Below are 21,683 nucleotides of genomic sequence, written 5' to 3'. Positions count from 1 at the left end.
AATATTAATTTATGTTAATCAGTCAACACCACCTATTTTTCAATAATATAAAAAAAAATGAAAACAAAATTTATCCTAAGAATATAACAAACAGTAACAATCTTGATGCTTCTATTAACAATTTGCCAAAGTTTATCAAAATTCAAACCTTTTAAACTTTCAGCTTGAGCGGGATTGGTAAAACAAGTTATTACCTCAAATTTTGTTCTTTCCCCTACTCCCCACTCCCTACTCCCCACTCCCCATTTTATTATGAGCATCTTAGACTTTCCACGCCTGCACTTTCAAGGATTTGCCCGCACTCACGCCCCCACGGGACATAAAAACGGTTTGGTAGATCTGAGTACCAACACAGTTTATATGGAGGGCGAACGGTTCGACCACAACCGTCCTTTATCTGAATACCACGAATACCTCCAAAACTTGGGACCTCGGTTTAATGCTGAAGGACAATGGGATGAAAACGGCTCTTTCAGTATGGCAAAGGGTTGGGACTTTGGAGGAAATGGTCACTTTGCGATCGAAGCAAAAATTGTCAGTACTCAACGCGAACTAGGAAAAGTTGACCAACAAGACCCCGTAGTCGGACGCAGCATTGATATGTGGGGTCACTTCAATGATTACCTAGCCACAACTTTTAATCGCGCCCGTATCTTTGACTGCGATCCTGCTTCCAATTGGACAACCACAATCATGGTCGGTCAACTGACTTTTGGAAGACAGGGTGTATCCCATGAAGTCCCATATATGCTCTCAGCGCCTGTGGAGGGAATGCAACCAGCTCGTTGGCAAAACTTTAACTACATCCGAGAATTGCCAGAACATTCCCTCAACAGTGAGTTTAAGCGTGCAGAAGTCTATCAATTTGTCATCCCTAAAGACGCCAAAGATTTGCTTTGGGGCGAAGACACAGCACTTTCACCGACAGTTTCCCTACTACGTTCTGCAATGGATCGGGAAGATGTGTTGGGAGTGGTTGTACAGTTCAGTTTAAGCAATATGTCGGCTCCATTACAACCCGACTCACCAGTCTTTTGGCATTTACATGGAACCATCGGTTTGTGGTGTGAAGGTGAACTGACGACTTACCCACAAGGTCGATTGTTAACTCCCCGTCATGTCCTCCAAAATCCCGAAGATAGAACACTGTCTAACCTAACAGTTGAAGTTACCCCTCAAGGTGCTAGCTTGAATATGGTGACAGCAGTCCCTTGTAACGGACGCGCAACTCAAGCAGGACCGGGACCAACTCATGCGATCGCTTCCAAACTAGACCTGGGTGACTTAGAACTGCGTACAGTTAAAACTCAGCGATTAGTAGCGCGAATTCCCAAGGAAGCATACCAACAACAAGCACATCAACTCACAAGCGGAATCGTAGACGTACCTTTAGCAGAATCCTTTGAGCATCTGTATCATGAGATTGAACAGCAGGGCTTGTGCATTGTTGGAACACTGAACGGTCAGCAACAGATTTTAGTTCAGGAAGAAGAAATTAACCTTCAAGTTAATGACGCCTGCTTGTTTGTAGAATTTCCAGATGAAAAGCGTGGGTTAGACTACGCCGTAGAATTAGAAGTGCGGTCTTTTGTTCGGGGTCGTCCCGCACCAGTTGAAACAATCTACTTGCACCAATTTTACAATCCCAAAGGTTTGCCTCAGTTACGCTATGACTTTGAACGCAATCCAGAAAATGCCGATAAAACTTTCCACTTTCCCCCCAGTATAGAGATCGTACATTTCAAACCCGGTAAGCAGGACGAAATAGGTGATTTTACTGCAAAGATTGCGATCTCAACTGACAACCAAGGACGCGGTTGGGTCACTGTGCGCGGAGTGCGATCGGGAACAACACGGGTACTGCTATCAACCCAGGCTGACGAAATACCGGGAGAGCCTTCACCTACAGACCAAGCCCTCGTGAGCTATGATAACGAAGATCGCCTTGGCTTCTGGTCTGGTGCAGGTTCCTTTGCCGTTCGAGTCCTCACCAACGATTGGCACTTAGAAGACATTCCAGATGAATCAGTAGACTTTAACCTCATTTACAAACATATCCTAGCTTTCTACGAACTTTCCTTTTCCTTCATGAAAGCCGAGGTCTTCAGTTTAGCGGACAAATGCAAGGTAGAAACCTATGCTCGCCTCATGTGGCAAATGTGCGACCCTTGCAACAAAAACAAAACCTATTATATGCCACCCACACGAGATATGTCCCAACCTCAAGCAATGCTTCTGCGTAAATATTTGCAAAACCAACAGCGAGTGGGCTATGTCCCTGAAACCAAGCCAACACCAAAGAGCACTCAACGCACTATTCAAACCCGCGATGAACTAGTAGCCGCCCTGCGACACGCTGCAGAACTTGAGGTTGCAGTTATGTTGCAGTATGTCTACGCAGCCTACTCCATTCCCAATTATGTGACCGGTGAAGAGTACGTGCGTCGGAGCTTGTGGACTCCCGAACAACTGCGTCTAGCTTGCGGTGATGGTCAGGAAGGACACAACTATGGAATGCGGGGTGTGTTGTTGGATATCTCTCGCGAAGAGATGGTTCATTTTTTAATGGTCAATAATATCCTCATGGCGATAGGCGAACCTTTCTACCCAGCCATACCCAACTGGAATGAAGCCAATCGACGCTTCCCTATTGACGTGGACTTTGCTCTAGAACCCTTTGGTCCATCTAGCTTACAGAGATTCTTACAATTTGAATTACCCGACTTTTTAGTCGAAGATTTGGCTCATGAAACGGAACCAAACGATCCAACCGTTGATAAACTGCATGGTTATGGTTCCTTAAGCGAACTGTATCGCCAAATCCGCACTGCGATCGAAAATATTCCAGATTTAATTGTTGTTAAAAAGGGTTGCGTGGGTGGCGAACACCATCTATTTTTACGAAAAGAGACTAATAAATCTCACCCTGATTATCAGTTCCATGTGGATGATGTGAACAGCGCTCTCTTTGCTATAGACTTAATTGTCGAGCAGGGAGAGGGTTGTGAGGCAAATTCACCTAAATTTGAAGAATCTCATTATCAAAAATTTCGCCGCATTGCAGATGCACTGGCTCGCGAGCAAACCGTTGATGCTATCACTGGGCATAAATTACCCTGGAATCCAGCATATCCCGCACTGCGTAACCCCACGCTCCATCACAAAGATTACAACTCTACTGTTGTCACGGTTCCCCAAACCAGGGCTGTCATGCAGATTTTTAACGAGTCCTACTATTTAATGATGCAACTGATGGTGCAGCACTTCGGGTTAATGCCTCATGGTAGCTTACGGCGATCAAAACTCATGAATCCAGCGATTGATGTGATGACAGGTATGATGCGTCCTTTAGGTGAACTGCTCATGACTATGCCTTCTGGTAAACGCGGAAAAACGGCTGGTCCTTCTTTTGAGATTGCCAACCCACCTGCATATATTCCCACACCAGAAATTGCATATCAAGCGATCGCAAGTCGATTTGAAAAACTGAGTCATGAGGCTAGAGCATGCGAAGTCATCCCTAGCATGGTTTACGAAATGTTTGATTTTTACGCGAGATATTTTGAGGATTTTGCAAAGAATCCCCAGCATATTTTGGGTTAATAATTAAACCGCACGAGGCAAGAGAGGGCGCAGAGTAAGAGGGAGAGGAGTTTGGGGCTTTTTATCAAACCTTAAAAATATGCAAGTTAAATGTGTTTTACTTCCTTCCCACTACAAGATTACCGACTTTCTTCTCCTCTTTCTTCGTGACCTTTGCGTCTTTGCGGTTCAATCAAATTTTTAAGAAACTTAGGGAGAAGTTATGAAACAGGAAACAGATGTTCTCATTGTTGGTGGTGGACCAGTCGGCTTATCAACAGCACTTGAATTGCGTTATCAAGGTATTAATTGTATCCTAATAGAGCAATCCGACGGAGTTGTGACTGACCCGAAAGTCAGCACCGTTGGACCCCGCTCAATGGAACTGTACCGCCGTTGGGGTATCTCTCAGCAAATACGCAATGCGGGATGGCCTTTTGACCACACTTTAGATGTTGCATGGGTAACGGCTGTTGGTGGTTACGAAATATACCGTATTAATTTTCCATCCTATGCAGAGAGAAGTTTACCTGACTATACGCCAGAACCAGAGCAAGTTTGCCCTCAAAATTTGGTCGCGCCAGTTCTGATGGATGCTTTGGGACAATATCCAGCAGGAGTCATTAAGCTTCTTTGTCGTTTGGAAAGCTTTGAACAAACGGAGGAAGGAGTTGTTGCTCATGTGACAAATCTAGTATCGGGAAACACGGAAACTATCAGTGCCAAGTATATGGTGGCTTGCGATGGTGCTCGCAGTACAGTCCGCAAAGCTTGTAACGTTGAGACTCCATCATTCCATCCCACCCAACTGTTTCAAAGCGTTGTGTTTAAAGCACCAGAGTTACCCAGTCAATTGGGATCGCGCAACGCTATGGTTTTCTTCCTGGTTAACCCCACTTTACAAGAACCACTCCGATCTGTGGATGGACGGGGATCGTACCGCTTGATTCTTAAGCCAAAAGAAGATGGTCAGTTGCGGAACCCAGAAGAAGCAGTTCGAGAAGCGATCGCAATCGATACCCCCATTGAGATCGTTTCCAATCTTAAATGGTATCTCACCCATCGCGTTGCCGATCGCTTCCGTCAAGGACGCGTTTTCTTTGCAGGCGATTCTGCTCATACACTCTCACCTTCCGGTGGTTTTGGTATGAACACGGGGATCGGCGATGCACTCGATCTGGGCTGGAAACTGGCTGCTACACTCAAAGGCTGGGGCGGAGAAAACTTGCTCGATACCTATGACATGGAAAGGCGTCCCATTGCAGTCCGAAACCTTGAAGAAGCTAACGCCAACCTCCAACGCGGTCAAAAACGTGCTGTCCCCCCAGCAATTATGAGCGATTCGCCTGAAGGTGAAGCCATCCGCAATTCCATGGCTGAAGGTTTAGAGCGTAGTGGCGTTAAGCGCGAGTTCGACGCACCAGGAGTTCATTTTGGATTCCGTTACGAGTCACCTATTGTTATTCTTGATGGTACGGCTCCCAACGGCGATCCCTTCCAATGGACTCAGAATAGTTATCCCGGATCGCGAGCACCTCATGCATGGTTAGAACCTAACAAATCTATATTAGATCTTTTTGGTCAAGGGTATGTGCTGTTGTGCTTCCAAGGACAACAAGGAACTGAAACTTTTGCCAAAGCTTGCTACGAAAGACGCGTTCCACTGACAATAAGTTTGATCGAAAAACCGGAGATTGCCCAACTTTATGAAAAAGCTTATGTACTTGTGCGACCAGACGGACATGTTGCTTGGAGAGGCGATCGCTTACCTAGTGACTCAGGTACTCTTATCGATCGCATCCGAGGTTGCTTTTAATTATGAAACTTTATTATGCCCCAGCTTCATCTTACTCCCAACGAGTCCTCATCGCTCTCTATGAAAAAGACGCAGCTTTTACACCGATAGAAGTGAATCTTTTTGATAAAGAAGAGCGATCGCGCTATACAAAAATTAACCCTTTTGGCAAAATTCCCACGCTAGAAACCGAATCCGGTCAAATACTGTTTGAGGCTTGTATCATTATCGAGCATATTGACCAATACTTTCAGTATAAACCCTATCTCATCCCACAAGATCCAAAACTAGCTTTAGAAGTCCGAATGCTCGAACGGATCGTTGATGTGTATATCAACCGAGGACGTGATGCGTTATTTTCCGACTCTCAGCGTCCGGTGGAAGAACAAGGGAGTAGCGAGGTAAATAAAGCACGTCGGTTACTAGAGACAGCGTGCTTGCAACTGGAAGAACGATTATCTGGTAGAACTTGGTTGGCTGGGGAAGAGTTTTCCCTTGCAGACTGTGCTGCTGCACCCACTTTAAGTTACCTGCGTATGGTTTACAGCTACAAGCACTTGCCTAAGTTAACGGATTACGTTCGGCGTTTGGAATCTAGACCATCTGTGGCGCGGGTTCAAAACTCTGGACGCGAGCAAATGGTGCAAATGCTGTCGGCGTTAAAAAACCCACTTGAATTAGTACCGTTGGATAATGGTTAATTGCTACTCCTTTCCCGCCCGAAGACTACCTAATTTAAATGAACCGCAAAGACGCAAAGAGCGCAAAGAAAGAGGAAAAGAAATCCGTAATCTTATAGCACCGAAGGGAGTCATTGCTAATTGTATTAACCACCAACCACTAACAACTAACCACTAACGGAGTCAAAAATGTCTATTACCACTGTTGAGCGACTAAACCCATTTGTACATGAATTTATTTCAAATCCTTATCCAGTTTATCGTTACTACAGAGAGGTAGATCCGGTTCATTGGGGTGTTTCCTCTAATCCCCAACTGGAAGGAGCTTGGTACATCTTCGGTTATGATGATGTGATGAAAGTTATGGAAGATCGCAGGTTTGGTCGCGAGTTTGTGCAACGCGAGGATGCAGAAACCACACCAGTACCGACAGCGTATAATACATTTCTGTCAATGGTAAGTAAGTGGATTGTTTTCCGCGAACCACCTAATCATACGCGTTTGAAATCCTTGGTCACCAAAGCGTTTACTGCAAAAGTGGTGGAAAACCTCCGTCCTGTTGTTTACTCCATTGCGGATGGCTTGCTTGATGCTGTCTACGACAGTGGAGAAATGGATTTGGTTGAGAATTATGCTTTTCCTCTACCAATTATGGTGATTGCTATTATGTTGGGAGCAGATCCAAACGATCGCGATTTGTTCCGCAAATGGGCTTTGGCTTTGCAACATGCTAGCGCTTCCCGCATTAAACCCCCTGAAGAAGTTTACGAACGAGCAGAACAGGCAAGCAAAGAATTTATTGAGTACTTTGTTCCCATCATTGCAGATCGACGTGCCAATCCTCGTGAAGATTTGATTTCTAACCTTGTTAAAGCTGCAGATCAAGGTGATAAGCTAACTGATGAAGAAATTGTTGCTACTTGTACTCACTTGTTAACTGCAGGTCATGAAACGACAGTCAACCTGATAGCTAAGGGAACACTGGCGTTGCTGCGTAATCCCGAAGCATATACGCTGTTGCGTTCTCATCCTGAATTCACTCCTGCAGCGATTGAAGAAATCTTACGCTATGACACTCCCATTCAAATGATTACGCGTTGGGCATATGCAGATATGGAATTGGGTGGTAAGTCGATTAAGCGTGGTGATAGTGTGGGATTAATGCTTGGTTCTGCTAATCGCGATCCGGCTCATTTCAAGAACCCTGAGGTTTTTGATATACAGCGTCAAGATAACAAGCATAGCAGTTTCGGTGGCGGTATCCATTATTGCCTTGGTTCAACTCTTGCTCGTGCTGAAGGTCAAATCGCGCTGAATGTGCTTCTTAATCGTTTACCTGAACTTCGTTTGGTGAATGAGACAGTTGATTGGGCAAACAACATCATTTTCCATGGTCCTAACAATCTACCAGTTGCGTTTAGACGGAGTGTTAAATAACGAGACTTCGACAGACCTCACCCTCCCAACCTCCCTCTCCTTTTAGGAGAGGGAGGAGCAACGCGATAATCAAGGTTTGAAGCCCCTCTCCTCGTAGGAGAGGGGTTTGGGGTGAGGTTTGCTTTGACTTCGTCGAACTCACGTCTAATTGATGTATGCTTCCGCTAACCGCGATGAAACTAAGTATAGTGATAGCGATCGCTTTGAGATTGAACGTTTTAAACAAGCACAAGCTAACCATTTCGCATTTGGTCACGGAGTCCATCACTGTATTGGTTCAAACTTAGCTCGTCGGGAAGCACGAATCGCTCTGGAAATCTTGTCTTCGAGATTGCCAAATCTGCGACTTCGCCCAAACCAAAAATTCACCCACGTGCCAACAATGATACTCCGTGGTTTTACACGTCTTGAAGTGGAATGGGATAACCGTAATTTTTAGTTTTTACAACCAAGGAATTAATCAAATGAGTATTATAAAAGGCTTGACAAAAGCTATCATCTATGTAAGAGATATGAATACCCAAGCATGCTTTTACCGTGATGTACTGAATTTGACAGTTATAGACCCGACTAATGTAGATAACTACGACAATGTCATCTGGGTGGAGTTTGCAACAGGAGAATGCAGTCTAGTACTCCATTTAGACAAAGATAAGCAACTCGGTCAGGATCGACCAAAGCTTGCATTTAGCGTTAATGACATGGAAACTGCTCACAAGATGTTGACTGAGCGTGGTGCAAAATTAACTGAAATTCGTTCCCGCAGACCTGGTTTAAAAGTAGCAGATGGTTTTGACCCAGAAGGTAACCCTTTCTCTATTTACTATCAGGAGTAAGAATGAGGAAAGCTAGAGAATTAGTACATTAGTCCCAAAAACCCGGTTTCTTCGAGTTGAGCCTACGAGATATCAAGCTTGACTGTAGAGAGAAATTGGGTTTTTTGCCCCCCAAAATTTCTTGTGGTGCGGGCGTCCTCGCCCGCCACTCAGAGAAGACGCCCGCCACTCAGAGAAGACGCCCGCCACTCAGAGAAGATGGGTGGGGACGCCCGTCCCACAATATGGCATAATTTATTTCCTGGAAATTCCCTAGTTCGGTCATCAAAAGACAGAAAAAGTCATAAAAAGTCTGAACCCTAGTCCTAGAGGGAATTTGTTTGCGAAACAGCCTTAGTCTTAATTGTAATTAGATATAGATGATGCAAAAAGTTGCTCCATCGTTTGTGGCAGTATTTATTTTGAGATTTTTTGTAAATTTAAGAGTTTGGAAAAATGGACAACATTAATAATCTACCAGAACAGCATCAATCGATCGGTCAACAACAAGATAAAAATTTTAGTGAGGACAAAAGTATAGAAAAACAGTCAAAAACTTGTCCTCATCTCGGAAAAGAGTTCCAACCATTTGTTAACCCATTACTTGATGACCCTTATCCATTCTATAAGCGTGCAAGAAACGAAGAACCAATATTTTTCAGTTCATTATTAAATGCCTACGTTATCACTCGTTATGAAGATATCTTAACTGTACTAAGAGATCCAGTACGGTTTTCTTCTGCACAAAGTCTCCAGTCCGTTGGCGAATTTGCTCCTGAGACAATTGAAGTGTTACGCCAAGGATTTCCTGTTGTTTCTCTGATTGGGAGCGATGGCGAACAACACAAGCGATTGCGTGCTCCTTTTGTGAAAGCTTTCGCTCCAGAGAAACTGGTCGTGATGGAAGACGACCTTCGTGCGATCGCTAACAGGTTAGTAGACGATTTTATCAATGATGGTCAGGTAGAAATCTTATCAAAATTTGCTTATCCTTTACCTCTTGAAGTCATCTTCAATATGTATGGTGTCCCACTAGAGAAGATGGCAGAAGTTAAGCATTGGGGTAGTGAAATTACAGCTTTGTTCTCTACAGTGTTAACGCCAGAACGACAAATTGAGTGCGCTCACAGTTATGTTGCTTTACAGCTCTTTATGGCAGATCTAGTCGAAGAACGACGAATTGCGCCTAAAGGTGACATGATTAGCGAGATTTTAACTAGTGACCTCAGTGTGCCAGAGATTGTGCTGCTTTTGTGTGAGATGATTTTAGCGGGACATAAAACGACTGCTAATTTAATTGGGAAAGCTTTAAAACTTTTACTGGAACAACCTAAGTTATGGCAAAGCCTCAGTGATGAGCCATCGCTGATTCCTATTGCTCTAGAAGAGGTACTGAGGTACGATACTCCTGCTGCATCCATGATTCGCCTTACCACACAAGAGGTTTCCTTAGCTGGAGTTACACTACCTAAGGACACGCGCATCCTTGTGCTCTATGGTTCCGCCAACCATGATGAAAAACAGTATCCTGATGGCGATCGCTTCAACATTGAACGTTTCAAAGAGACAGCTGTTAACCATCTTGCATTTAGTCATGGAGTTCATCACTGTACTGGCTCTCATTTAGCCCGTCGGGAAGGACGGATTGCTCTAGAAGTATTGTCTTCGCGTCTACCAAATCTCCGACTTCGTCCGAACCAACAACCAACTCATATCCCTGCATTGCTTAACCGTGGTTACGCACAACTCTACGTGGAATGGGATGTGGTTTAGACCATTTTAGATTTTTAAGAATTGTTCGCGCTGCGAGAAACCCGGTTTCTCCCTTGAAACCGGGTTTCTGTTCCACCTTCTGTGAGCCATATTGACACTCAATATACATATTTTTTGAATGTAAAATTCAAGACATTTTTTAGATGTGTATGGGAACTTAATTCTTTATAATAAACATATTCAAATTGTCAAATTTGATGAAAGCGACTTGGTAAAAATACTGTTTTTTGTAGCTCTGCAAACTCAAATCATTCAGAAAATAATCGTAAATTAAGGAAGAAAACAGATGAGTTCTTCTACCAGTTCAACCAAACATAGACCTGCTACTAACATACACCAGGATAAAAATTTTTACATTATTAATGCCATAACACTTATCGCCATTCTAGGGGGGACAGTTTTTAATCCAGCACTGCCAACCATATCAAAAGTTTTCAGTGTTTCAAGCGAACAGGTATCATTGGTGGCAACACTTTTTCAATTTCCTGGTGCCATTGTAACTCCAATATTTGGAATTTTAGCTGATACTTTTGGTAGAAAGCAAATCTTAGTACCTTCTTTGCTAGTGTTTGCTCTTGGCGGAACTTTAAGTGGTTTTGCCCAAAGCTTTCGCAGCCTTTTAGAATGGAGACTTTTACAAGGTATTGGTACGGCGAGCTTAGAATCTTTACAACTGACCATAATTGGCGATCTCTACAGAGGAAGACAGTTAGGCACTGTTATGGCATTTAATGCTGGATTGATCGGCATTAGTTCTGCACTTTTTCCTCTGATTGGTGGAATCTTAGCTGGTTTTAGCTGGCGGTATCCATTTATAGTATCGTTGCTTGCCATTCCGATTGCGCTGTTGGTGTTATTCACGCTCAAGCTACCAAAGCAACAAACTAACGCCCAAAATTTTCGACTAAAACCTTATCTCCAAAATACCTGGAGTAGCATTAACAACCGCCAGGTTTTGGGTCTGATGTTTGCAGTGATGGTACAATTCATGCTGCAAGTAGGAGCTTGCTTAACCTACATTCCACTTTTGGCAGGAAATGAGTTAGGTGCTTCTGAAGCTTTTAATGGTTTTCTACTGGCTGCTATATCGATTGCTGTTGCTGTTGTTGCTTCTCAACTAGGACGACTTACACAGAAATTTTCCGAAATTAAGCTGATCAAGTTTTCTTTTATTCTTGCTGCCATAGCATTCCTCATTATTCCCTTTGTTCATAACGTTTGGCTACTATTTATCCCGATTGTTTTAATTGGTGCAGCCCAAGGTCTTTCGTTTCCATCCACGCAAGCGTTGTTAGCAGGGCTTGCTGCACAGGAATCACGAGCCGGTTTTATGGCAGTAAATTCAACAGTTCAATCCTGGGGACAAACACTCGGTCCTTTGCTTGGAAGCATTGTTGATATGATTTTGGGAACGCGAGCGGTCTTTGCAACTAGTGCTTTTATTTCATTAATCGCATTAGTCATTTTCAATGTTCTTTTAACAACTAAAAAACCAAGTCCCAGCCTCTATCCAGACAGTCCTACAGTTGCTCTCAGCTTTGTTAATGCAGAACAAGTCAGTCTTGAAGAAAGCTTTGTTGAAGTTCCTACAGTTGCAGAAAAACCTGTTGCCAGATTATTCCATGTTCAAAGCAATAAAGTTATTGAATTACCGGAAACATTTTCTCTTATTCGGATAGGAAAACCCAACAAACGCAGTTTTCCTGATATCGATTTGTCTACATTACCCAATTCTGATATTGTTTCTCGGATTCATGCGGAAATTAAGTTTGAGGGGGGAGAGTACTACATTCAGGATATGGGTAGTTCTAATGGAACTTATATTAACAGATATCCTCTATTACCTGGAATTTGGTATAAGTTAAAGCCCGGTTTGACCTTCAGCATCGGTAGACGAGATGCAGTTTCTTTTAGATTTCAAATTGCTTAATTTGTTAGTGGTTAGTGGTTAGTGGTTAGTTGGTAATTACTAATGTCAGACTAACAATGAATAATTAACATTCTTCACACTGTATAGATTTCTAGTAGATTCCCGACTTCTTGAAGAAGTCGGGAATCTTGTAGAAAGTAATTTGATACAAGAGTCATCAAAAGACAGAAAAGGTCAGAAAAAGTCTGTACTCAAGCAATAGAGCTACTTTGTTTCCGAAAATGCCTCAATTCTAGATGGTAGTTAAATATAGATAACATTCACTTAAAAGCACTAACAAATAACCACTAACCATTATGAAATTTCAACAAGATAAATCAAATCCCATCTACAAAGATAACAATCTTTATATTATCATCAGTATAACACTGATATCAGTTATGGGTGTGATGGCTATCAACCCAGCACTACCAGCCATTGGGGAAGCTTTTAAAGTTCCAAATGAACAAATTGGATTGGTTATGGCAAGCTTTTTGATACCAATTGCAATTGGAACTCCAATATTCGGGGTTTTGGCTGACCGTATTGGCAGAAAGAAAATTCTCATTCCTTCTTTACTGCTGTTTGCACTTGGCGGAATTTTAAGTGCTTTTGCACGCGATTTTCGCAGTCTATTAGAGTGGAGATTTTTGCAAGGCGTTGGTGCAGCCAGTTTGGAGTCTTTATCTCTCACTGTAGTTGCTGATATTTACTCCGGGAAGATGCTGACTGCAGCTATGGCATTTAACGCCAGCATGATTGGCATTAGTGCAACAGTTTATCCTCTCGTTGGTGGTGCATTAGCACAACTAAGTTGGCAATATCCATTTTTACTCTCACTTCTTGCTCTTCCAATTGCGTTGTTAGCGTTGACAAAGCTAAAACTACCAAAATCTCAAAGCCAAAGGTCTGTTGAAGATTTCAATCTCAAAGCTTATGTAAGAAGTACTTGGAAGAGCATTAACAATCGTTCTGTATTGGCGCTATTGTTTGCGGTACTTTCTTTATTCATCTTGGAAGTTGGTTCTTGTTTTATTTGTATCCCACTTCTAGCAGCAAATACTCTCGGTGCATCTGGTGCAGTCATTGGTATGCTTCTTGCTAGTATGGAACTGACTCTTGCTTTATTTGCTTCTCAATTAGGATGGTTTGCTCAGAAGTTCTCTGAAGTCACACTTATCAAAATCTCTTTCGTGATTTGTGCTTTAGCGCTATTGATTGCTCCTTTAATGAGCAATGTGTGGCTGCTGTTTATCCCTGTTCTAATATTTGGTGCGGGTTTTGGTATTGGGCTACCATCTATCCAAACAGTATTTGCACGCCTTGCGCCAGAGGACAATCGTGCTGGGTTTATGGCTATGAATGTTACTTTCCAATCTTTGGGAAGGGCGCTTGGTCCTGCTTTAGTAGGCATTGCCTTTGGATTTGTCGGAATTCAAGGAGCCTTATATGCTAGCGCTATTTTTGCCATTATCACATTCATAGTGCTGAATTCTTTCCTGGTAAGAACAACACAAAAACCTGAGTTTGTCAGAAAAGGTGAGCATTACATAGGTTGAAAATAGGGAGTAGGGAGTAGGGAGTAGGGAGTAGGGAGTAGGGGTAAGAAAATTTTCATGCAATTTTTGTGGGTTATTGCCTATTGTCCCTTACCCTTGCCCATTTTTCTACGTTCTGGTATACGCAGTTCATGATAGCTACTTATATTTCTTTTGACAAATGACCAATGACCAATGACAAATAACTTCTATGTATATTCTAAGAAGAATCTTATTAATTTTTAATAATTTAACTTTAGCTAAAAAACTGACTGTGCTCCTGCTCCTTATATTTATTGAAGGAATTGCCCTAAGTGGAATAGCTTTAGCTAGTGTTCTAAATTACAAAACTCAAGATGAAATTAGCTCAAGTGCATGGTTACTGCTTCAGACTATAAACTCTGTCCGCTCTTATACGACTAATGAAGTTGTTCCTCAATTACAAACTCGTTTAGACAATAATGAGTTTTTACAGCAGGCTATTCCAGCTTATTCTTCACGAAAAGTCTTGGAAGATTTACAAAAGAAAAATGAGAAATTCAAAGACTTTATTTATAAGGAAGCAATGCTGAATCCTACAAATATTCGAGATAAAGCTGATAATTTGGAAACAACAATTGTTAAAAAATTTCAAAAAAATAAAAATCTCAAAAACTTGTCAGGATTTCGTTCTCTTTTGGGAAAAAACTTTTTTTACATTGCTCTCCCTATATCTATAACTGAATCTAGTTGCTTGAGGTGTCACAGCACACCTGATGTTGCTCCTAAAACTATGATTGATGTGTATGGCGATCGCCATGGATTTGGTTGGAAATTAAATATGGTAAATGGTGCTCAAATTGTTTCGATTCCAGCCAGTGAAGTTTTGCAAAAAGCTCGGCAGTCTCTAGTTTTAGTTATGGGAATTGTCACTCTGATTTTTGCCAGTGCGATATATATAGCTAACTTTTGGCTCAAACGTTATGTTGTGAAACCTATTAAACAAGTTGTTCGGGTAACAGAATCTGTCAGTATTGGTAATTTTGATGTTGAGTTTGAGAAAGTCTCGAATGATGAAATAGGTAGTTTGGTAGAAGCTTTTACGCGGATGAAATTGAGTTTGGTTATGGCAATTAGAAGGTACGATCGCTACCGAATGGTCAATCGAGAACCTGACAATAAGTAGCTAGGCGGAAATCAACAGAATTACATTACAAAATGTAAATATGCCTGAAATCCTTACCAATGAGGATTGACATCAAATATGATTTTTGAGCAACCACTCTCGCATTCGTGCCATACCCTCATCCAAATTTATCGCGTATGCCCTGTTTGTCCAGGTTGTACAGCGTAACACCGTCAGCAAACAAAAATTCAGCAAAATTTCTCACAGGTTATAAAATAGGCAATAGAAAGTGTGAGGAAAGAACGTCGATGACCGAGTTGGAGAAGCTTTCTACAAGCCCAGCCTTCGACCTGGGGGTGGGAATCGCTTGTTTTGTCATGGCATTTGTCTTAGCAAGTTTGGTTGAATATTGGATACATCGATTGATGCACGTCTCGCCTCGGTTCGGCGAACGTCATCGCGATCACCATCGCCGTAATGAAGGACAAGGAGTTGTGTGGGAGTTTCGGGACTATATCAAAGGCAGCGCTGTGGTGATGTTTTTGATGTTTTTCCACTCTTGGCAAGCTGGAATCGGTTGGTTTTTGGGCGCGCTCGTTTATGCTGCATTTTCAGCTTATGCCCATCAACTCCAACATGAAAACCCAACTAAGTGCTTCTGGATGAAGATGCCAGTGCATTACGTACATCATAAATATGGTATGTGGCATCATAACTTTGGTCTAGCAGTGGATTGGTGGGACCATATTTTTGGGACTTACAAAAGAGTGGAATGGTTGACAGCAGAAGAACTCAACCAACCAGAACGGGGTTATTTACAGATGCGCTGGTGGTAACAGTGAGGAAAAAAAATTTGAATTATTTCCACGAGGCAAAAGCCCACTTTGTTGCAAGTCATCAACATCCCATTAACCAGTTTTTGCATCACTTAACAAACCTGCTGGCAATTGCAGCAGTCGTCTTTTTGTTCTACGATTGGCGACTGACAATTGTTTGTCTGGTGCTTACTCAAGTTTTTGCTTTGGGTGGGCATGCGGTTTTTGAGAAAAATCATCCCGCTTTTGTTAAGTATCCCGGTATCACCATCCTGGTCTCACTATCATGGTCTTTCGAGAACTGGTTTGGTCTACGCCAACTCTGGAAATACTTTACACAAAAAACAGCCTAATACTCGCAAGCAACTGGTGATAAGGAGTCGTTCATGTATCAAGGTCTAGCGGTAATTGATGCAGATGCCCATAAGCTAGAAAATCCCCTAGTTATGCGGGATTATCTGGAACCGGAGTATCGCGATCGCATCGGTCTTGTGATAGATAAATTGGGGGATCAACGGGCAAGAATTGTAGACTTTAATCCAGCAACAGGTAAAAACGATTACCAGCGTATGTTCCCTCAGCCTCAAGGTTTGGGTAAAGGTGGCTTTCGCAACTTGCATCCAGATACGACATTAGGTGCAATGTTCAATAAAGTGCGAATTGAACATATGAACCAAGAAGGTATTGATGTTCAAGTAATTTACGGCACATTAAACTTGATCTTCTCAAGCCTCCTAGATAAAGATTTCGCAATTGCACTTTGCCGCGCCTATAACAACTATATTGCTGAAGACTGCCGGGGATATGACAATCGCCTCAAGCCAATTGGCGTTCTTCCACTACAGGATGTGGACGCAGCAGTCGCTGAGATGCAGCGTTGTGTCAATGAACTGGGCATGATAAGCGTGGCGGTTGCTCCAAATATGCCAATTCCCCATCCCAAAGCACCTCAGGCGTTCCCAGAAATTCGTACCTGTAAAACAATCAGCCATCCTGACTTTCGTCCAATATTACAAGCAGCTGTTGATTTAAATATTGGACTGGGCATTCACGGGGGTCCTGGTTCTTACATGGTAGGTGGCATTTCCGACCATACGGAAACTTTTGTTCTTACCCATATTTTCGTGCAACGGAACCAACAACAACTGGCATTAGCACGCATGGTGTTTGATGGAGCTTTTGAGCAGTTCCCCACACTCCGAGTTGGCTTTTTAGAAGGCGGTTGCGGTTGGGTACCGGATCTTGCTCATGCCTTTCACGAACATTGGGAAAAGCGCATTCGTGACTTTGACCCCAAACATCCTTATCGCCCCTCCCTGATGGAATTCACAAAATTGATGATTCAGGAAAGAGGTAGCCACAACAATATCAATTTGATTAGTCAGGCGAAAAATCTCTTTGACCTGTTGTGGAATGTTCAACATAACCCCGAAAAAATTGACGATGCTAGTTTGTACGAGCATTACGATCTCCGTCACAGAGATCCGCTAGAGTACTTTGAACGGGGACAAATCTTTACCTCTTTTGAGTCAGACGATCCGGGTCCTTCTTATCTTCACATTGCTATGGGAGAAGTGGGCAAGCGCTTGGCTTGCTTTTCAGGAGATTACGGTCACTGGGATGGTGTCCTTCACAACTGTGTCCAAGATGCTGCTACAGTGGCTGATTACGATCGCGAGCATTTAGCGCTATTACTAGGTGGTAATGCTTTATCACTGTATGGCGATCGCCTGCGTCAATCCCTACCTCAAGATTTGTTAACACAAACGACTCAAGCCGCAGTATAGGGAACTCATGGAACTAGCCACAACCCTCAAAAGCCAAACAGTTCAAAACCGTGTTCGTGAAGTTGGTATCAACCCAAATTACTGGTATCCAGTCCTCTGGGCCGACCAACTCAAAGCTGGTAACGTTCTGCCTGTGGTAGTCTGGCACCAGGCAATAGTTATCTATCGCGATCTAAGCGGTCAACTCCACGCCTTGGAGGATGCTTGTCCTCACAAGGGAGTTGCACTGCATAAGGGGAAAGTTCAAGGTTACAACCTTGCTTGTCCTTATCATGGTTGGGAATTTGATGGAAGTGGTGAGTGCGTAAACATCCCTTATCTGCCAAAAGGGCAAAAACTTCCCTGCGCCCAAGCCCGCAGTTATCCAATTCAGGAAAGATATAACCTGATTTGGATATTTCCGGGTGATAGTGTCTTATCTGGGAAATGCGAATTGCTCAAAGTTCCAGAATTCGACCAGCCCGAATGGTTGATGGTGCCAATTCCTGCCCACTTTAAAGCACATTTCTCCATTTGTAATGAAAACACAATGGATGTCTTTCATGGGTATTTACACCAAGAACTACAGGGCTGGTTCAATCCTATTTTGATTAACTTACAGGCAACCGAATCCTCAGTGCGTTCTGATTACAGAGTTTCTTACAAAGGTGTTCTGACTCAGTTTTTAGGATTGAGTGAGAAAGCAACTGGAGTCACAACTCGCACTATTTCAATTCACTACAGCTACCCCCACTATCACAGCTCCCTTGAAGGAGTTTCCTCATTGTATTTAATGAGATTGCCCGTCGGTCTAACGGAAACGCGATCGTTTTCCCTTTTCTTTCTCAAAGTTCGCCTTCCAAGGTGGATACTTCAGCCGACCAAGACACTCTTAGCTAAGTTGATCTGGCGTTTCTTGTTTCGTAAATTTCTCGACCAAGATATACAGATGATTGAGAGCGAACAGCAAACATATCTTGCCAATCCTCAGAGGCGTTATGTCGAAATCAACCCTGCTATTATTGCCCTCCAACGAGTTATTGTCTCTCAATACGAAAAATTTATACGGAATAGCAATTAAATTTGTAGGTTGGGTTGAGCGATAGCGAAACCCAACATTCTAAAGGTTTCCTCTGTCAAACCAACATTCTAAAGCATTTGTTGGGTTTCCTTCCTCAACCCAACATTCTAAAGGTTTCTATGTCAAACCAACATTCTAAAGCATTTGTTGGGTTTCCTTCCTCAACCCAACATTCTAAAGGTTTCTATGTCAAACCAACATTCTAAAGCATTTGTTGGGTTTCGTTCCTCAACCCAACATTCTAAAGGTTTCCTCTGTCAAACCAACATTCTAAAGCATTTGTTGGGTTTCGTTCCTCAACCCAACATTCTAAAGGTTTCCTCTGTCAAACCAACATTCTAAAGCATTTGTTGGGTTTCGTTCCTCAACCCAACCTACATTTCTTTTTCCCATGCAGAGCACGGGAATACATTTATCGGGGCTGCTGCCTCGACATAATATATTAATTAGGAGGCTCCGTCTGGCAAACGAGCATTCCCAAGCTCCGCCTCAGAACGAGATCGAGGGTGCAAATTTCTTATAAAAATTCAATAGTTACCAATCGCCCAACACTGTTAAAAAATAATGCGCGTTTTACTGTTATATCCACTGTTCCCAAAATCCTTCTGGTCTTTTGATAAAGCTATAGAACTGATCGGACGTAAAGTTTCATTTCCGCCTTTAGGAATAATTACAGTTGCAGCAATCTTACCTCAAACGTGGGAGTTCCGTTTGGTAGACCGCAATGTTCGGTTTGAAACTGAATCTGATTGGAACTGGGCAGATTTGGTGATTGTTTCAGGTATGATCGTCCAAAAATCAGATATGCTACAGGTTATCCGCGAAGCAAAACGACGGGGCAAACTGGTGGCAACAGGGGGTCCATACGTCACTTCTGTACCCAAGGACGCGGAGGAGACTGGAGCAGATTTTCTGGTTTTGGATGAAGGCGAGATTACCTTGTCAATGCTAGTTGAAGCCTTAGAAAGGGGTGAAACAAGAGGAGTATTCAGTGCTAATGGAGAAAAACCAGATGTTACTGTTACACCCATTCCAAGATACGACCTGCTGGAGCTAAATGCTTACAGTGATATGTCCGTACAGTTTTCGCGAGGTTGCCCGTTTCAGTGTGAGTTTTGTGACATTATTGTGCTATACGGACGAAAACCTCGTACTAAGGCTCCCTCACAACTTCTAGCTGAGTTGCAGTTTCTCTACAATCTGGGTTGGCGAGGTTCAGTTTTTATAGTGGATGATAACTTTATCGGTAACAAGCGTAATGTCAAACTGCTGCTGCGCGAACTGATTCCTTGGTTGGCAGATCGCGGTTATCCCTTTAAGTTTTCAACTGAAGCATCTGTGGATTTGGCACAAGATTCGGAATTATTAGATTTGATGATTGCTGCCAACTTTGGTAGTGTCTTTGTAGGAATTGAGACACCAGATACCGATAGTTTAACTTTGACGCAAAAATTCCAAAATACGCGTCATTCTCTTGTAGAATCAGTACAAACAATTAATCGAGCAGGTCTGCGAGTGATGGCTGGATTTATTATTGGCTTTGATGGAGAAAAAACAGGGGCGGGCGATCGCATTATTGATTTTGTAGAAGCGACGGCTATTCCTCAAGCAATGTGTAGCATGCTTCAAGCATTGCCCAACACAGCACTTTGGCATCGGCTTCAAAAAGAAGGGCGGTTGCTGAATGAGGACGCTAATATCAACCAAACCACGTTGACTAATTTTATTCCCTCTCGTTCTCTAAAAGAACTGGCTGAAGAGTATATGAGATGTTTTTGGGAACTTTATGAGCCAAAACGCTATTTAGCGCGAGTCTTTCGACACTTTATTGTCATGCAGCCCTCCCCCATTAAAAAGAAATTCCGCATACCTGAATTAAAGTATATCCAGGCATTTCTGATTATTTGTTGGCGACAAGGAATTAAACGCGATACGCGGTTTCAATTCTGGCGTCAGTTGTTCTCCATCATTTGGCACAATCCAGGGGTCTTTGAATCCTATATAGTGAATTGCGCCCACTTGGAGCACTTTACTGAGTACCGCCAAATTGTTCGCAATGAAATTCAAGAACAACTTGATAAATGTTTGAAAACTTCACCACCCTTAACCCTAGCTAGAAAATAGGGAGTTGGGAGTGGGGAGTGGGGAGTTGGGAATAGGGAATAGAGAATAGGGAATAGGAATTTCTCAATCCAAAATCCAAAATCTAAAATCCAAAATTGGTTAATCCAAAATGGTTATAAATCAAACAAAATTTGAGATTCGGACAGTCACAACTGCATCTGAAAACGAAATGTTTTTGGATGTCCCCGCAAGAGTATACGCTAAAGATCCTTATTGGGTATCTCCCATCCGTAGCAGTATTGCCAAGCAATTTACATCTGCTAATACCTTCTTGGAGTATGGGAAACGGCAACAGTTTATTGCCATATCCCAAGAAGCAAAAGAGCCTCAAGCAGTGGCACGCATTGTTGCTGCTGTCAATCAACGTTTAATAGATCGTGAAGGTCAGAATATTGGCTTGTTCGGTTTTTTTGAATGTGTTGACGATTTTACCATAGCTCAAGCCTTACTAGATGCTGCCTGCAAATGGTTGCGAGAGCAAGGAATGACCGCAGCTAGAGGCCCAATTGATTTCTCTACTCATAATGGTTGCCTATTTTTAGTTGATGGATTTGACTCACCACCAATGATGATGATGCCATATAATCCGCCTTATTACCCAAAGTTTATGGAGCGGGATGGGTGGCATAAAGCTAAAGATGCATATGCTTATAATTTCCCTTTAGATAAACCCCTTGCACCAGAGTTTGAGAAAGGTTATCGTATTGCGTGTAAATCTGGAGTAAAATTTCGCCCAATTAGAACCAAAGGTGAAGCGTTCGAGCAGGATGCCAAGAACATTTATCACCTTTTTAACCGTGCTTTTTCTGCTAACTGGAGTTCGACACCTCGCACTGAGGCAGAATTTCTAGATGAAGCTAAAGACTTACAGAGTGTAATAGATCCAGATGTTTTTCCCATTGCAGAGTATAACGGGGAAATGATTGGCTTTTTTATGGGGCTACCTGACTACAACATTCCCCTCAAACACGTTAATGGAAAACTTAACTGGTTGGGAATTCTTAAGTTTCTCTGGTATCGTCGGCAAATCGATCGAGGGCGAGTGATTGTCATCTGTTCGTTACCAGAATACCGTTCAAAAATGGTACCTCTAGCTTTAATTTATTTGGGAATGCAAGGTGGAATACAAAAGGGAAAACCTTATAAAAGAGCTGAACTTTCTACAGTATTTGAAGATAATTTTCCCTCGCGCAAATTAATTGAAGCGGCTGGTGGCAAAATTTATAAAACTTACAGAATTTATGAAAAAGCTTTATAGGAATC

Annotated in this window: 16 protein-coding genes; all 16 read left to right on the top strand. The window is 42.6% G+C overall.

Annotated features, from left to right (window positions below; all coding sequences use genetic code 11):
- Positions 1 to 252: 252 nt before the first annotated feature.
- Positions 253 to 3,603, top strand: coding sequence for a ferritin-like domain-containing protein (locus tag WA1_RS38495; RefSeq protein ID WP_017749739.1), 3,351 nt, complete (start codon positions 253 to 255; stop codon positions 3,601 to 3,603).
- Between the two features lie 202 nt (positions 3,604 to 3,805).
- A complete protein-coding gene (locus WA1_RS38490) occupies positions 3,806 to 5,398 on the top strand; it encodes an FAD-dependent monooxygenase (protein WP_017749738.1) in 1,593 nt (530 codons plus the stop codon).
- A gap of 2 nt (positions 5,399 to 5,400) precedes the next feature.
- Positions 5,401 to 6,078: a glutathione S-transferase family protein gene (locus WA1_RS38485; RefSeq protein WP_017749737.1), complete on the top strand. Its 678-nt coding sequence runs from the start codon at positions 5,401 to 5,403 to the stop codon at positions 6,076 to 6,078.
- A 168-nt stretch (positions 6,079 to 6,246) separates the two neighbouring features.
- Positions 6,247 to 7,494 (top strand): cytochrome P450, encoded by a 1,248-nt coding sequence (locus WA1_RS38480; RefSeq protein ID WP_017749736.1) that lies wholly within the window; start codon positions 6,247 to 6,249, stop codon positions 7,492 to 7,494.
- A 151-nt stretch (positions 7,495 to 7,645) separates the two neighbouring features.
- The gene (locus tag WA1_RS38475; RefSeq protein ID WP_017749735.1) at positions 7,646 to 7,933 is read left to right on the top strand and encodes a cytochrome P450; all 288 of its coding nucleotides are present in this window, start codon (positions 7,646 to 7,648) and stop codon (positions 7,931 to 7,933) included.
- 25 nt (positions 7,934 to 7,958) lie between these two features.
- Complete coding sequence (locus tag WA1_RS38470; protein WP_017749734.1) at positions 7,959 to 8,330, top strand: VOC family protein; 372 nt, start codon at positions 7,959 to 7,961, stop codon at positions 8,328 to 8,330.
- A gap of 435 nt (positions 8,331 to 8,765) precedes the next feature.
- Positions 8,766 to 10,082, top strand: coding sequence for a cytochrome P450 (locus WA1_RS38465; RefSeq protein WP_017749733.1), 1,317 nt, complete (start codon positions 8,766 to 8,768; stop codon positions 10,080 to 10,082).
- Between the two features lie 286 nt (positions 10,083 to 10,368).
- Positions 10,369 to 12,012: an MFS transporter gene (locus tag WA1_RS38460; protein WP_017749732.1), complete on the top strand. Its 1,644-nt coding sequence runs from the start codon at positions 10,369 to 10,371 to the stop codon at positions 12,010 to 12,012.
- A gap of 296 nt (positions 12,013 to 12,308) precedes the next feature.
- Positions 12,309 to 13,550 (top strand): MFS transporter, encoded by a 1,242-nt coding sequence (locus WA1_RS38455; protein WP_017749731.1) that lies wholly within the window; start codon positions 12,309 to 12,311, stop codon positions 13,548 to 13,550.
- A gap of 190 nt (positions 13,551 to 13,740) precedes the next feature.
- Positions 13,741 to 14,694 carry a Tll0287-like domain-containing protein gene (locus tag WA1_RS38450; protein ID WP_017749730.1) on the top strand — a complete coding sequence of 318 codons (954 nt, stop codon included), beginning with the start codon at positions 13,741 to 13,743 and terminating at the stop codon, positions 14,692 to 14,694.
- A gap of 248 nt (positions 14,695 to 14,942) precedes the next feature.
- Positions 14,943 to 15,470: a sterol desaturase family protein gene (locus WA1_RS38445; RefSeq protein ID WP_017749729.1), complete on the top strand. Its 528-nt coding sequence runs from the start codon at positions 14,943 to 14,945 to the stop codon at positions 15,468 to 15,470.
- A gap of 17 nt (positions 15,471 to 15,487) precedes the next feature.
- Entirely contained in the window at positions 15,488 to 15,802 is a 315-nt protein-coding gene (locus tag WA1_RS38440; protein ID WP_033336769.1) for an Mpo1-like protein, read from the top strand.
- A 33-nt stretch (positions 15,803 to 15,835) separates the two neighbouring features.
- Positions 15,836 to 17,236: an amidohydrolase family protein gene (locus WA1_RS38435; RefSeq protein ID WP_017749727.1), complete on the top strand. Its 1,401-nt coding sequence runs from the start codon at positions 15,836 to 15,838 to the stop codon at positions 17,234 to 17,236.
- Positions 17,237 to 17,243: 7 nt separating this feature from the next.
- A complete protein-coding gene (locus WA1_RS38430; protein ID WP_017749726.1) occupies positions 17,244 to 18,296 on the top strand; it encodes an aromatic ring-hydroxylating dioxygenase subunit alpha in 1,053 nt (350 codons plus the stop codon).
- Between the two features lie 564 nt (positions 18,297 to 18,860).
- Positions 18,861 to 20,420 carry a B12-binding domain-containing radical SAM protein gene (locus WA1_RS38425; RefSeq protein ID WP_017749725.1) on the top strand — a complete coding sequence of 520 codons (1,560 nt, stop codon included), beginning with the start codon at positions 18,861 to 18,863 and terminating at the stop codon, positions 20,418 to 20,420.
- Between the two features lie 109 nt (positions 20,421 to 20,529).
- Positions 20,530 to 21,678 (top strand): hypothetical protein, encoded by a 1,149-nt coding sequence (locus WA1_RS38420; RefSeq protein ID WP_017749724.1) that lies wholly within the window; start codon positions 20,530 to 20,532, stop codon positions 21,676 to 21,678.
- Positions 21,679 to 21,683: the final 5 nt, after the last annotated feature.

This window comes from Scytonema hofmannii PCC 7110 (assembly GCF_000346485.2).
Classification (GTDB): Bacteria; Cyanobacteriota; Cyanobacteriia; order Cyanobacteriales; family Nostocaceae; genus Scytonema; species Scytonema hofmannii.
Note: the sequence above shows the minus strand (reverse complement) of the source record. Positions and strands in the feature narration are given on the sequence as shown.